Raw genomic sequence first — 14807 nt, forward strand, 5'->3', positions numbered from 1 at the left:
TAGAAGGGAGCTTTATCAAAATCAAGCAACTATAGCAAAAGTTCGGATGTCTCCGCCCTATTCCCACTCGATCGTTGCCGGTGGCTTGGACGTAATGTCATACACGACGCGGTTGACATTCTCGACTTCGTTGACGATACGCACGGAGATTTTTTCGAGCACGTCCCACGGAATGCGCGCCCAGTCGGCGGTCATGCCGTCGATCGAGGTGACGGCGCGGATGCCGACGGTGTACGAATACGTACGCGCATCGCCCATAACGCCAACGCTCTTCATGCCAGGCAATGCCGTGAAGTATTGCCAGATCTCGCGGTCCAGACCCGCTTTGGCAATCTCGTCGCGCAAAATCGCGTCGGATTCACGAACGATATGAAGCTTGTCCTCCGTCACTTCGCCAAGTACACGAATCGCAAGGCCCGGTCCCGGGAACGGCTGACGCCATACGATTTCGGCAGGCAGTCCGCATTCTTCGCCGACTTTGCGCACTTCGTCCTTGAACAAAGCTTTCAGCGGTTCAACCAGCTTGAACTTCATATCTTCCGGCAGCCCGCCGACGTTATGGTGCGATTTGATCGTTTGCGCCGTAGCGGTGCCACTTTCGACGATATCGGTATACAGCGTGCCTTGCGCAAGGAACGCGAAATCGTCAAATTTAGCCGACTCTTCGTCAAATACATATATAAACTCGTTACCGATAATTTTCCGTTTTTTCTCGGGATCGTCTACGCCTTTCAGCTTGCCGAGGAACCGTTCGCGCGCATCGATTTTGACAACTTTCATATCAAATTTGCCGACAAACGTCTCCATCACGCCTTCCGCTTCGCCTTTGCGGAGCAGGCCGTGGTCGATAAACATGCAAGTTAGCTGATCGCCGATCGCTTTGTGAAGCAGGATAGCTACAACCGAAGAATCCACGCCGCCGGACAAGGCGCAAAGCACCTTCTTGTCGCCAACTTGCTGGCGGATTTCCCGGATGGTGTCCTCAATAAAGGATTCCATCGTCCAGTTGCCTTCGCAGCCGCACACATTGTACAGGAAGTTGCGGATCATCTCATTGCCGTATACGGAATGGCGCACTTCCGGGTGGAACTGCACTGCATAAAACCGGCGCTGCTCATGGCTCATCGCCGCAATTGGCGCATGGTCCGTGCTCGCGTCCACTTTAAAGCCGGCAGGCAGCTCTACGACATGGTCGCCATGGCTCATCCATACCGTCTGGCTGCTTTCCAGCCCTTGCGTAAACATGCTTCCTTCCGTAAATTCCACTTCCGCTTTGCCGTACTCGCGTTTGCCCGCGCGTTCCACCTTGCCGTTCAGCTGATGCGACATCAGCTGCATGCCGTAGCAAATACCGAAAATCGGAATGCCGAGATCATAAATCGCCGGATCAACAAGCGGCGAGTTTTCTTCATATACGCTAGCCGGTCCTCCCGAGAACACGATGCCTTTCGGCTGCAGTTCGCGGATCCGCTCAACCGGCGTGTTGTATGGCAGCAGCTCGCTGTATACGCCCAAATCGCGAATGCGGCGTGCGATCAGCTGGTTATATTGTCCTCCAAAATCGAGCACAACGATGATTTCTTGTGGTTTAGTCATTACCGAGCCTCCCTCAATTGATGTAGTCATTATATATAACGGGCTTCGAACGAGTCAAGGCAGAGGCGGACAAGGCGTCCGGCCCGAAAAAAACGAAAGCAGCACGCGCGCGCCGCATTCCAGCGGCAGCCGCGCATACTGCTTTAAATCGGCTTTTTAAGCTTTGCTGCTTCTGCTCACCAGCGACCGGACTACCGCCTTCAGTTCTTCCGGAGGCGGCGCCTGCCAGCATTCCTTGCGGGCATACCTGGCTTCATCGTCCCAATCCACAAAACGCCGGAAAGCCTCGGCTTTGCCGGACGGCCAAGCGCCAGCGATCTGCGCCGCGTATTCCCGCGAAGTCCGGGACGGACCGCTGCGTGCAGTAAGGCCGCTGCTCAGCTGATCCCACACGGCTGCGGACACGCTGCTAAAATACGGCTCCATGGATGCGGAGCCGGCAGTATGCCGCGTCCCGGCAAACGGGCGCAAGAAGCGCCTGTGCGCCTGCCGGCGCGCCGCTGATGTGCCGGCGCTTGTGCCAGCGCCCGGCAGCGCATCAGCCGCAGCCGCCAACAATGGCTGCAAAGCCGCGCTTGCGGGCGCCGCAGCGGCATAAGCGCGGCCGTACCGGCGCAGCGCCGACGCGAGGCGGAGCCGCTTCCGCTGCGCGGCGGCGGCAATGGCCGCGGCAAGCGCCAATGCGGCCCCGCCGGCGGCGGCCCAAGCGGCAGGCGCTGCAGCCGCGGCTTCGTCCGCTGCGCCCTGCAGCGCAAGCTTGGCGCCCGACGCCGCTTGCGACAGCCGCTCTGCGGACGAAGCAAGCGCCGTTTCGGCGCGCGCCAGCAGCCCGCCTGCTGCCGGGGCGGCTTCGCCGGCGGCTGCCGGCACATCCGCATCCGGAGCATCCAGCCCGGATAAAGCGGCTGCAGCCGCACCGGAATCGCCAAAGCCGGAGAAGCCCGGCGTCGGGTCAAACGGCACCCAGCCTGCTCCCGGGAAATATACCTCTACCCAGGCGTGGGCGTCTTCGGCGCGGATCGCATAAGTGCTCATCCCCGCCGTTTCCGCACTGCCGCTTCCCGTGTTGCCGCTGCCGCCGTCACCCGCCAGCTCTGTCCCCGGCGCAAAACCTTTTACCCATCTGGCCGGAATGCCGTTAGCCCGCAGCAGCACAACCATCGCCGACGAAAAATGGACGCAATAGCCTTCCCGCTGGTCGAACAAGAAATGATCGACAAAGTCCGCCCCTTTCGGCGGCGCTTTCGTGTCCAGCGTATAGCGGTAGCTGTTTTTCAAAAAGCTTTCGATCGCTTTCACCTGATCGTACCGGTTCGTCATGCCCCCGCCGCCTACCTCGGCGGCAAGCGCCAGCACGCGGCTTGGCAGCGAAGGCGGCAGCTGCAAATACGGCGCCATAGACGGCGGATCCGTCAAAGCCTGCGTATGCGCGTCGGCATTTGCCGCCGTAAGCGCCGCTGCGGATTCAGCCGCCGATTGAGATTCAGCGCCTTGCGCGGTTCCTTCGCTTGCTCCGGCGGATGCCGCAATCATTGGTTCAGCTTCCAGCGCCGCAAACCCCGGCTCTGCTCCAGACGCCGATTGAGATTTAGCGCCTTGCGCGGTTCCTTCGCTTGCTCCGGCGGATGCCGCAATCATCGGTTCAGCTTCCAGCGCCGCAAACCCCGGCTTTGCTCCAGCCGCCGATTGTGGCTCTGCGCCTTGCGCCTGCAGCGGCGTTCCCGCTTCCGCCCCGCCGGCTGCAGCTTCGCTGTTTAAGCCGCCTTGCAGCTGTTGCAGCCTAAGCCGCAAGGCGGCTTCGAACGCCCCGTTGCCTTCCAGCGGCTCGCCTTTGTTATCCAGCGGCATGCTTTCCGTGCCGTCTCCTTCAGCCGGCTTGCCGGAATCGTCCGCCTTGCCGGGTTCGGCAGGCAAAGCATTCGTCCGTACGCCGGATGTTTGCGCCGTTGAAGCGGCGGAAGCGGAAAGCTCATGCGTATAGATGCCCAGCCCGCGCAGTTTAACCGGGTCCGTAATCGGCAGCATCGTGCGGACCGTATAGCTTTTGACCGGAACATCGCCGGAATATGCGTATAGCGCGCCTGTTGCATTAGAACGGAGATAATGATCCTGCTTGATGCCGGAAGTGCCGGCAGTCAGCTGTTCAAGACGGCTATTGATGCCGCCGGCGAACAGCGGCAATCCTTTCTCCGGCTCGCGGAACGTAACGGTTTGCGTAATGGCGCTTCCCTGCACCGTTCTGCCCGAAGCCGCATCGGCTTCAAGCGACGCGGCTGCTTCCGCGTCCTGCTCTACCTTCATTAAGCTGCTTGTGCTGAAAGCTTCTGTCCAGCCGGTGCCGGTATAGACGCTTTTCGCCTCACCCCGCCAATAGGTTGCAAAAGGGGACTGCGCGGTAAACAGAACCGTATCGTCTTTCGTAACCGGCGCGCCAAGGCGGCTGTCGTCAAAGCCGTATCCGGTCGTCGCTCCGGCTGCACGGCCATTATCAGCCGTCCGGAGCGCCTCGCTGCTGCTTCCCGTTCCGCCTGCGGCCATCTCGCGCACCGACTGCTCCACCCGGCCGGTCAGCGATGCCGCCCAATTCGCCGGTTCCGCAGAAACGGTGCGCCCTTGCGCGAACAGCCAGCCTGCACCGGCAATCATGCCAACGATCATTACCGCAGCGGCGGCTGAGCTGAACATGCCATACCCGTTACGGGCGGTTCCTGCGCCGGAATCTTCATAACGGCGCACGCGGGGCAAGCCGACAGCGGCTCCCAGCAGAAGCCCTTCTACCGTGGTCCGAATTAAAGCTCCCATCACATCCGTTCCGGCAAAAGCATGCAGAAGAAGCAAATAAGCCGCGGTTAAAGCGGCAAATCCAAGCGCCATCTGACGCAGCCATATAAGCGACTGCAAAGCCGGCGCCAGCAGCGCAACGCCGACAAAAAGCAGCAGCGTCCGCAATTCGCCGGAATACACGCCAAGCCCGTACGTTTGGATATGGGACAGCTGCTCCCAAACCCGGGAGGCGAAGCCGGACAGCCAGCCTGCCGCTGACTGTCCGTCCATCCGGAACTGCCAAAACAAGCCCAGCAGCAAAATAAAGCTGTTCAACATAAGCGATGCGCCCCATGCCGGCTGAAACACGCCGGCAAGCAGCATGCAGACAATCGCCGCAAGCAGCGGCTGCAAGCCGTAAAATGAACCCCAATCGCTGCTCATCCAAGGAATCATCCATTCCGCAATGAGACCAAGCAGCAGCACAGTCGTCCACAGCCGGTATGCCAGGCTGCTTGGCTCCTCCGCTGAAGCGCCGCCGTCCAAACGGCCGGAGGCTTCAGGCAGTCGATTCGTTTTGAGCATATTATACGCCTCCTTCTGGTTGTTGCGGCAGCGGCGCAATTGCGGCGGGAACCGGAAGCCAGACGAGCATTAGCCCCAGCTTCTCCAGCATGCGCTGCCTTTCTCTCATCGCATAAGAAGGGATCAATTGGTCGCCGATAGCGGCGATCTTGACCGTAATGCCTGCAGCAGACGCCGAACCGGCCAGCTGTTCAAGCCGTTCGCCGTTTCTCCAATCGCCCGTAAACAGCAATACGCCTGAACGGTTATGCAGCCCATGCTCCAGACGATCCGGCAGCAGCTTTGCCGTCTGCGGATTGCCGGCTGTCCAGCTTACTTCCGCCAAAAAATCCATCAGCGGCGCAATGTCGCCGGATGGTTTAACCAGCATCCCGCCGGCTGCGTCCATATTTGGACTGCTGCTGCCGGCAGCCTGCTGCGTAACCATGAGCCGGACCGCGCCGCCTTTGGCTGCCGCCTGCTCAGCTGCAAGCGAAGCCCAAGCGGCGGCGGCATCAAACAGCCGCCAGCTGCCGTCGTATGCTTCTGCCGCCGTATCGAGCACAATGACCGTCTCCGCCGGCTCTTCCTGCGGATACAGCTTTGTTTGCAGGCCGCGCCCTTTAGCCGCGCTTTTCCAATCAACCGCGCGCATCGGATCTCCTGCCCGGTACGTCCTGCTTTCCGGTCCGATGCCGGGCTGCCGCTGAAAAGGCAAATACATTCCTGCATCCCCTTCCGGGGTTCCGCCCTGCGCCGAAACGAATCGCTGCGTCCCGGATTGTGCGCGCATCCCCGGCGCCATCACTTCAAAGGCGAGATGCTCCTGTTCTTCTTCGGCAACGGCTGCCGGCCATACGGCAAGCGCCGCAGATGAACCGGTATCAATCGTCTTATGCACAACCGTTAAACCAAACAAATCGCCTGCGGCCAGCCGGATATGGCCGAACCGGTATACCCCCGGTCCAGCGCCAGCTCATACTCGGCGGTTATGCTGCGGCGGACATGCGGCATCGCCCCTGTGCCGCAGCGTATACACTCCCTCCCCGGCGAGCTTGCGGGTACCGCTTCATCGTTTGCGGAAAACCAGACAAACGGCAAGGGGATGGCAGAATGGATATGCAGCATGCCATGCAGCGCCTCTCCTGCCCGGACGGAGGAGCGCGGAAGCTGCCGTTCAGCTGTCATGCCGGCAAGCGCAATGCGGGGAGCGGCAAAGCTGATCAGCATAACTAGGCTTAATACTGCGGCCATGAAGCAAAACGCCGCTTCGCCCGTCCGGACGGCAGCCGCCAGTGAACCGGCAAAAGCGGCCGCCATCAGCCCCCACGCCGCCCAGCGGGTACGGTAACGTTTGCCCTTATGCGGCAGCAACCGTTCCCCGGCGAGCGGAAGAGCAGCGGCGACAGGCGATTGTCCCTGCTGCGCCGAAACCGGGATGCCGTGCCGGCTCATTTGCGGCCGCCTCCCGATGCCGATTCCGGCCGAACCGAAGCCGGCCACGGGGTCTCCCGCAAAATACGCTGCAGCGGGGCAATCGCTCCCCCTTGCAGCACGGTTCCCGGACGGGCAGCCAGCCGGTGGGCCAGCACCGGGATTGCCGTATCCAGCAAATCATCCGGCAGCACATAACCGCGGCCTTCAAAATAAGCCTTTGCCTTGGCCGCTTTCAGCCAGTCGCGTCCGGCACGCGGACTTAAGCCAAGCGCAAGCTCGGGCGCTTTGCGGCTCGCGTCCGCAACAAGCGCGACGTACTCCAGCAGGCCGGGATGCACATGCGCGCCGGCTGCCTCCCGCTGCATGCCCAGCCATTCCTCCAGAGCTACAACCGGCATCATATGCCGGGGTTCGACACGCGTTTCGTTCGAGTATTGTTCAAGCAGCCGGATTTCATCGCGCAAATCGGGGTAACCGATCGACAGGCGCATCATAAACCGGTCCAGCTGCGCTTCCGGCAGCCGGCTTGTTCCTTCATAACTGACCGGATTTTGTGTCGCAATCAGCATAAACGGCTCGGGAAGCTTGCGCGTCTCCCCTTCCGCTGTTACATAACGCTCCTCCATCGCCTCCAGCAGCGCAGATTGCGTGCGCGGAGACGTCCGGTTAATTTCGTCGGCGAGCACAATGTTCGCCATAATCGGCCCCGGGCGGTAAACAAGCTCTCCGGCTTTGCCGTCCCAGACGGAGCCGCCAATGACATCCGCCGGCAGCATATCCGACGTAAATTGGATTCGCTTGAAGTCGCCGCCGATTGCTCTTGCGCATGCGTGCGCAAGCATCGTTTTGCCGACTCCGGGCACATCCTCCAGCAGCACATGGCCTCCGGCCAGCAAAGCGGTTAACGTATGGACAATCGTGTCCCGTTTGCCAAGCAGCACACTTTCCATTTTGACGGCAACCCGGTTAAGTAAAACATGCGGTTCCTCGCCCCATTGCCTTGGCGCGATCGGTTGGACTGTATTATAGGAATAAACAGGCATACATAACGACCTCCGTAACGATAGATTCTATTCTATCTTCAGTGTCGCCAGCTTCCATGCCGTTTAGACCTGCCGATACGGCCCGGCGGGGCCGTTTCTATCAGCCGATTTGCAAGATTATATGAATGAAAGATTCAGACGATGACTGCTGCATGCCATAAATGTGTGCAGCTGCTCTAAAAACGAAAAGCGGAGGATTCCCAAGCTTACAAGCTTGGGAATCCTCCGCTTTTCAACGTATCACATGCCGCGGTGCGCACGGCCGCCCGGACGCGTCCAAATGGCGCAAACATTCCGGGCCTGGCAGCCGCGCTTGCCGCTATGCGCCGGAACGGACCGCCTCCAGCACCTGCTGGACATGGCCTTTCACCCGCACATTGCGCCATTCCCGGACTAACACTCCATTCTCATCAATCAAAAAAGTGGAGCGTACCAGTCCCATATATTCACGCCCGTACAGCTTTTTCAGCTGCCATACGCCAAACAGCTCGCATACTTCATGCTCCGCATCCGTCAGCAGCACAAACGGCAGCTGCTGCTTGTCCGCAAAACGCTGATGGCTTCGCGCGTTGTCCGGACTAATCCCGATGACGGCTGCGCCGCTGCCCTGGAACGCTTCATAGCTGTCCCGGAAATCACACGCTTCCTGCGTACAAGCGGGCGTTGAATCTTTCGGATAAAAATAAACAATGACCTTGCTCCCCCGGTAATCACGAAGCGACACCGGGACGCCTTCCCCGGAAGGCAGCGTAAAATCCGGCACCTGTTTGCCGATTTCGACTTGCGCCATAATTTCCACTTCCTTTTCGTACTGGAGTTTAACTCCGCCTAGCTTCCCGCGCCGCGGTACCGCTTCACGCCGTAATTCCACAGCGACAAGCCGATTCCGAATACAATAACGCCCATCACCGGCGTCAGCAGCGCCAGCTTATCCATGCCGCCTTCCTTTGCCCCGAGGAAATAGGAAGCCGGGATAACGCCGACAAACGCAAACGGCAGCAGCCATGTGAGGACAAACCGGATGATTTTATTGTAAATATGGACCGGATAACGGCCGTAGTTTTGAATGTTGTACATAAGCGGCATAATGCCTGTCGGCGAATCCGAGAAAAAGGAGATCGCCGCCAGCAGCGTATAAATGCCGGAATAAACAAGCACCGCCCCCGCCGTAAACAATAGCAGCATCAGCACGTGCACCGGATAAAACGGCAGTCCCAAATCCGACCAGCACAGCCCCATAATGACCGCCCCGACCGCCGAGCCGATGAGTGCGGGCGGGTCAAGATTTTCGAGCAGCACTTGAAACAGGCTGTGAGCCGGACGCGTCAAAATGCGGTCCATTTCGCCTTTTACAATATAGCGTTCACCAAAGTTCCATACATTAAAAAACGTGCCGAATATGCCGTAGGGAATCATAAAAAAGCCGTATACAAAAATAACTTCCGCTTCCGACCAGCCGCCCAGCGAAGCGGTATGGCGGAATACGACCAATATAAAAATGAGGTTTAACGCCTGCCCGAGCAGGTCGGACATCACTTCAATCCAAAAGTCGGAGCGATAGGTCAGCCTCGTTTTGGCGTAGTTTTTCAGGTATTCCCAAAACAATATGAAATATCTCATCCGCCTTACCCCCCTTGCACGAACAGCCGCTTGCGGGCCGTCCGCCACATGAGCACGATTGGCAGCAGCAGCACGATAAACCAGACGAGCTGCAAGCCCAGCACTCCGCCCGCCTGGCTAAGCGGCGTTCTGCCGGTAAACACCGCGCTTGGCAAATAGGTGATGGCCTGGAACGGCAGCCATTGCATAACTGCGGACAGCCAGCCCGGCAGGAACGCGATCGGCACAATAACGCCGGAAAACAAATCGACCAGCACCCGCTTCATGCGGATCATGCCTTCAATATTTTCGACATAAAAGGCGCACAGGCCCGTCAGCAAATTGAGCTGCGAATTAATAAGGAAGCTGAAAAACAGCATCACCAAATAGACGCCCCATGTGGCCGGATCGGCGGGCAGCTTAACGGGAAACAGCAGGCAGGCGATAACCATGCCCGGCACCATAAACAGCAGCAGGCGGAACACCCCTTCGCCGAAGCCCTGCATCATTTTGACCATCAGGTACGAATACGGCCGGGTCAGCTGCACCGCTACGCTGCCGTCGCGCACCTCGTTTGCAATCTCCCGGTCCAGGTTGTTGAAGTAGAAAGCTCTGGCCATCCAGGAGACGGCGACGTACGTCGTCATCTGGGCAACTGTAAATCCGGCCAGCGTCTCCTGACCGCCGTAAACGGCTTTCCATAAAAAATAATAAGCGCCAATATTAATGGCATAAATGATGATACCGGAATAATAATTAACCCGGTAAGCAAGCATCGTCAAAAACCGGAGCCGGACAAATTCCACATACGCACTCATCATCGCAGCGACCGCTCCTTCTCCTGCTCCTGTTCGGGCTTCGGATCAGTCTGCTTCTCCGATTGAACGGCGTTATGCCGCTGCGCCCCCTGCTCTGCAGCGGCCAGCTTCTGTTCCGGCTGAGCGGCTCGGCCCTGCTCCGCTTCCGGCTCTGCGGCAGGAACAGGCTTGTCCTCGCTGCTGCCCGAGGAGTATATTTCGCGGACGATATCTTCCGTGTTCGTTTCAAAAATTTTAATATCGCGGATTTCCGTCCCGCCAACCACCCGTGCCAGCGCGTCCGATACGTTCACATCGTTGGGCACCCACATCCGGGCGGTTACCTCGTTCTCCAGTGTCCAGGATACGCTTAAACCGGCTGTTAATTGGTCAAGCTGATGCAAAGGCGTATGCCGGGCGAATTGGAACTGCACCTCGCGGCCTTTGCTCCACCGGTTTTTCAAATCGTCCAGGCCGCCGTCATAAATGATCTGCCCGTCATCCAGCATAATGACCCGCGAACAAAGCGCTTCAATATCTTGCAGATCATGGGTCGTAAGCAGAATTGTCGTGCCGTGATCGCGGTTCAAATCTTTCAGAAACTCGCGGATTTCCGTTTTGACCACGATATCGAGGCCAATCGTAGGCTCATCCAGGAACAAAATGGACGGGTTATGCAGCAGCGAAGCAACCAGCTCGCACCGCATCCGCTGCCCGAGGCTCAGCTTGCGGACCGGACGGTTGAGCAGATCGCCGAGCTGCAGCCGCTCGACCAGCTCGTCCAGACGCTGGCGGAATTCGTTTTCCGGCACGCGGTATACTTTTTTGAGCAGCTGGAACGATTCGATGACGCCGATGTCCCACCAAAGCTGCGAGCGCTGGCCGAATACAACGCCGATTTCCTGCACAAATTTCTCACGGTCGCGAAACGGAACGTAGCCGTTTACTTCAATTTTGCCCGAGGTTGGCATCAAGATGCCGGACAGCATCTTAATGGTAGTGGATTTGCCGGCGCCGTTCTCGCCGATATACCCGCAAATCTCCCCTTGCGGAATTTGAAACGATATTTGCTTAACCGCCTCGACCTGGCGGTATTCCCGGCTGAACAAATCTTTAATGGCGCCTGACAAACCTTCCCGGTTTTTTTGCACCTGAAACGTTTTGGTCAGCTGCTGTACATCTATTGCAAGCATAGTAATTCCTGTTACTCTCCTTCCAAGCTGTCGACATTTCCCGGGTAATTGCGAGAATATTCCATGGAATTGTATAAAACTTGCTTCCACTCGACTTTGGGCCTTATAATTTTATGATATGTAATATTACAACAGTATTTGCAAAAGGAAAAGCAACTGCTGAAAGGAGCACTTTTAACGAAATGCGAAGCAAACCTACAAAAAAGAGGCCTTGGAAATGGGTTCTCATTACACTCTTGGTTTTAGTTGTCGCAGGAATTGCCGGGGCAACCTATTGGGGCGTCGGCGTATATAATGCACTTGATGATTTCAGCAAGCCGCAGGATGAATCGCGGTTCAGCCAGTTCGAACCAACGGACAACGAGCCTCCAAAATGGCAAGGCACCGAGCGCGTCAATATATTGCTGCTTGGCGGCGATGCGCGCGGCTTGGCCAAAAACCAGGTGCCGCGTTCCGACTCCATATTGATTGCATCCATCGACCCGCTTACGAAAAAAGCGGACTTGTTCTCCGTCCTGCGCGATACGTATGTCGATATTGACGGGCACGGCAAAGACCGGATCAATACGGCGATTACGTACGGCGGCCCGCAGCTCGCAATGAAGACCATCGGCGATTTGCTTGGCCTTCCGATTCAGTATTATGTGTATACCGACTTCGAAGGATTCAAAGCATTGGTCGATTCGATCGGCGGTATCGATTATGATGTCGAAAAAGATATGCATTACACCGATAATGCCGACGACAACCGTTACGACATTGACCTGAAAGCCGGCTATCAGCATTTGGACGGCGACCATGCGCTCCAATACGTACGTTTCCGCCACGATGCGATGAGCGACTTTACCCGTACGGAACGCCAGCGCAACTTCATTATGGCTGTTGCCGGCAAAATGCAGTCGACATGGAACATTGTGCAAATGGGCAAAATTTTGAACAATGTATCCGATTATATCGAAACGAACCTGAGTGTTATGGATATGCTGAAGCTGGGCCAGCTTGGCGTTGAAAGTCATTTTGCCGGCACGGCGCAAATCCCGCCGATGGACCAGATTTCCGAGGAACGGGTTGGCGGCGCTTCCGTTATCGGCATTAAGGACCCTGATGATATAAAAGCTTTTGTACAACAAACACTTGCGGCTGACGATTCGGCGGCAACGCCTGACCCTAATGCTTCAGCCGATCCCAACGCTTCGCCGGATACGAATGCTTCCGGCCCGGCGGCGGATTCCGGCTCGGACAACTAGCGCCAAGCAACTCCTCGCCCTCTGCCGAAAGAGAGCGAGGGGTTGTTTTTTTCAACCGTAACGAGTACATAACAAGCAGCTTTACATAGCTGGAGGAGGAACCTCTATGAGTCAAACGAGAACACGTTCAAGCGAGCTTTATGAAGAAGCTCTGAAGCATATTGTCGGCGGCGTTAACAGCCCTTCGCGTTCATTCAAGGCGGTAGGCGGCGGCGCGCCGGTATTTATGAAACGGGCGGAAGGCGCTTATTTCTGGGATGTGGACGATAACCGCTACATTGATTATTTGTGCGCATACGGACCGATCATTACGGGGCATGCCCATCCGCATATTACCGAAGCGATTACCCGCGCCGCGCAAACCGGCGTCTTGTACGGAACACCTACCGAGCTGGAAATCCATATGGCCAAAATGCTGAAGGATGCCGTGCCTTCGCTCGATAAAGTGCGTTTCGTCAACTCGGGCACCGAAGCGGTCATGAGCACGATCCGCGTAGCGCGCGCCTATACGGGCCGCAACAAAATCATTAAATTCGCCGGCTGTTATCACGGCCATTCCGATCTGGTGCTCGTTGCAGCGGGTTCCGGCCCTTCTACGCTCGGCATTCCGGACAGCGCCGGCATCCCGAAAAGCATTGCGCAGGAAGTCATCACCGTGCCGTTTAACGACTTGAACGCGCTGGAAGAAGCGCTTAACGCATGGGGCGCGGAGACGGCGGCCGTCATGGTCGAGCCGATTGTCGGCAACTTCGGCATGGTTATGCCGGAGCCCGGCTTCCTGGAAGGCTTATGCCGGCTGGCTCGCGCAGCGGGCGCTCTAGTTATTTATGACGAAGTCATTACCGGCTTCCGATTCCACTACGGACTGGCGCAAACGTACGGCGTATTCCCGGACTTTGCGGCCATCGAGCCGGATTTGACCGCCATGGGCAAAATTATCGGCGGCGGCCTGCCGATCGGCGCGTACGGCGGCCGCAAATCGGTAATGGATCAGGTTGCGCCGCTTGGCCCGGCTTATCAGGCAGGTACGATGGCCGGCAACCCGGCCTCGATTGCATCGGGCATCGCCTGCCTGGAGGTGCTGCAGGAAGCGGGCGTATACGAGCGGATGGACGCGCTCGCCGCCAAGCTTGCGGACGGGCTGCAAGCATCGGCGAACCGCCACGGCGTTCCGCTGACCATTAACCGGATTCGCGGCTCGTTGTCTACGCATTTCTGCGATCATCCGGTCACCAATTATGAGCAGTCGCAGGATACGGACGGCGCAATGTTCGGCCGTTTCTTCAAGCTGATGCTGGAGCAGGGCATTTGCCTCGCTCCGTCCAAATATGAAGCCTGGTTTTTGACAACGGCTCATACCGAAGCCGATATCGACGCGACGCTGGAAGCGGCGGAGCATGCATTTGCCGCTCTGTAACGGCGGAAGGCCGAATAAAAAGGCTGCAAGATGCCATCCCTTCAAGGATGGCGAATCTTGCAGCCTTTTTTTCCGAGCTTTGCACCAGAGAGAATGCAGCGCTAATTATGTTTACTCCGCCGCTTCCGCCTTCACCAATGCGCCCACAAACGCTTCATGTACCTTGCCGTTGGAAGCCGCAACGTTGCGGACGCCCAAATGGTACGGCCGGCCGCTTGTATCGGTTACCGCGCCGCCGGATTCCTGCACAAGCAAGGCGCCTGCAGCCAGATCCCAGCTGTTCAGCCCGATTTCCCAGAAGGCGGTCAGCCTTCCTGCCGCAACATAAGCCATATGCAGCGCGGCCGAGCCGCCGGAGCGGATATTGCGAACCTGCGGCGCAATCGCCTGCAGCCCTTTCAGATTAAGCGGCTGCGCATATGCCGGCTCCGCGGGGAATCCGGTTGCGATCAGGCTGGTCGCCAGCGTCTCTTCGCCCGACACGCTCATCCGTTTGCCATGCACGTATGCGCCTTTGCCCCGTTCCGCTACAAACAGCTCATCGCGCATCGGGTCGTATACGACGCCGACAATCACTTCACCATAACGGGCAAGCGCAATGGACACGGAGAAAAACGGAAACCCGTGCACAAAATTCGTCGTGCCGTCCACCGGATCCACAATCCATAAGTACTCCGCATCTTTAACATCCTCCAGCGCCTTGGCAGAAGCTGCCGGTCCCGGTTCAACGCCCTCTTCGCCGAGGAACGAATGCTCGGGAAAATGCGTCAGCAGCAAGCTGCGAATCAGCTTCTCCGCGCCTTTATCCACTTCCGTCACTAAATCCTGCGGCGATTGCTTTATGTCAAGCCGGGCGTAATTGCCCAGCTTCGTCTTGATCCATTCCCCTGCTTTAGCCGCGCAGTTGATCGCCACAGCGGTAAAGCTTTTGCCGCCGATAATGGACGATTGCGTTTGACTGTCGCTCACAAGCATCACTCTGCTCTCTTCTAATATTTTGGACAAAAAGTCCCTATCGGTATGATTAGTATAAATACGCGCGTCCGGGCATGAAGTTTCGCATTTGGCGCCAATTTGAAATGCAGCAGACCGTCAGCAGCCCCGCTATGCCTCCATAAAATTAAGCCGCCAGCCGCCAGAGAGTCTCGGCG

At 57.7% G+C, this 14807-nt stretch carries 12 protein-coding genes; 2 read left to right on the forward strand and 10 right to left on the reverse strand.

Annotated features, from left to right (window positions below):
• Positions 1-57: 57 nt before the first annotated feature.
• From guaA to ET464_RS12370, 9 genes are all read right to left on the reverse strand, one after another.
• On the reverse strand, positions 58-1596 hold the full coding sequence (gene guaA, locus ET464_RS12330; protein WP_129441303.1) for a glutamine-hydrolyzing GMP synthase: 1539 nt from the start codon (positions 1594-1596) through the stop codon (positions 58-60).
• A 156-nt stretch (positions 1597-1752) separates the two neighbouring features.
• Positions 1753-4944 carry a transglutaminase-like domain-containing protein gene (locus ET464_RS12335; protein WP_244226522.1) on the reverse strand — a complete coding sequence of 1064 codons (3192 nt, stop codon included), beginning with the start codon at positions 4942-4944 and terminating at the stop codon, positions 1753-1755.
• A 1-nt stretch (position 4945) separates the two neighbouring features.
• Positions 4946-5842: a DUF58 domain-containing protein gene (locus tag ET464_RS12340; protein ID WP_165279991.1), complete on the reverse strand. Its 897-nt coding sequence runs from the start codon at positions 5840-5842 to the stop codon at positions 4946-4948.
• A complete protein-coding gene (locus ET464_RS12345) occupies positions 5830-6378 on the reverse strand; it encodes a hypothetical protein (protein WP_129441307.1) in 549 nt (182 codons plus the stop codon). The genes ET464_RS12340 and ET464_RS12345 overlap by 13 nt, the downstream gene beginning before the upstream one ends.
• Entirely contained in the window at positions 6375-7403 is a 1029-nt protein-coding gene (locus tag ET464_RS12350; RefSeq protein ID WP_129441309.1) for an AAA family ATPase, read from the reverse strand. The genes ET464_RS12345 and ET464_RS12350 overlap by 4 nt, the downstream gene beginning before the upstream one ends.
• A gap of 319 nt (positions 7404-7722) precedes the next feature.
• The gene (bcp, locus tag ET464_RS12355) at positions 7723-8193 is read right to left on the reverse strand and encodes a thioredoxin-dependent thiol peroxidase (RefSeq protein ID WP_208543856.1); all 471 of its coding nucleotides are present in this window, start codon (positions 8191-8193) and stop codon (positions 7723-7725) included.
• 38 nt (positions 8194-8231) lie between these two features.
• Positions 8232-9023, reverse strand: coding sequence for an ABC transporter permease (locus ET464_RS12360; RefSeq protein ID WP_129441311.1), 792 nt, complete (start codon positions 9021-9023; stop codon positions 8232-8234).
• Between the two features lie 5 nt (positions 9024-9028).
• On the reverse strand, positions 9029-9823 hold the full coding sequence (locus ET464_RS12365; RefSeq protein WP_129441313.1) for an ABC transporter permease: 795 nt from the start codon (positions 9821-9823) through the stop codon (positions 9029-9031).
• Entirely contained in the window at positions 9820-10992 is a 1173-nt protein-coding gene (locus ET464_RS12370; RefSeq protein WP_129441315.1) for an ABC transporter ATP-binding protein, read from the reverse strand. Before ET464_RS12370 ends, ET464_RS12365 begins: the two co-directional genes overlap by 4 nt.
• Before the next feature lie 182 nt (positions 10993-11174).
• Here ET464_RS12370 and ET464_RS12375 point away from each other — a divergent pair, with 182 nt between their 5' ends.
• Entirely contained in the window at positions 11175-12239 is a 1065-nt protein-coding gene (locus ET464_RS12375; RefSeq protein ID WP_129441316.1) for an LCP family protein, read from the forward strand.
• Between the two features lie 106 nt (positions 12240-12345).
• The gene (locus ET464_RS12380; RefSeq protein ID WP_129441318.1) at positions 12346-13656 is read left to right on the forward strand and encodes a glutamate-1-semialdehyde 2,1-aminomutase; all 1311 of its coding nucleotides are present in this window, start codon (positions 12346-12348) and stop codon (positions 13654-13656) included.
• Between the two features lie 111 nt (positions 13657-13767).
• Here the strand turns inward: ET464_RS12380 and ET464_RS12385 are convergent, their stop codons facing one another.
• Entirely contained in the window at positions 13768-14631 is an 864-nt protein-coding gene (locus tag ET464_RS12385; protein WP_129444342.1) for an inositol monophosphatase family protein, read from the reverse strand.
• Positions 14632-14807: the final 176 nt, after the last annotated feature.

The sequence above is a fragment of the Paenibacillus protaetiae genome (assembly GCF_004135365.1).
GTDB lineage: Bacteria > Bacillota > Bacilli > Paenibacillales > Paenibacillaceae > Paenibacillus_AP > Paenibacillus_AP protaetiae.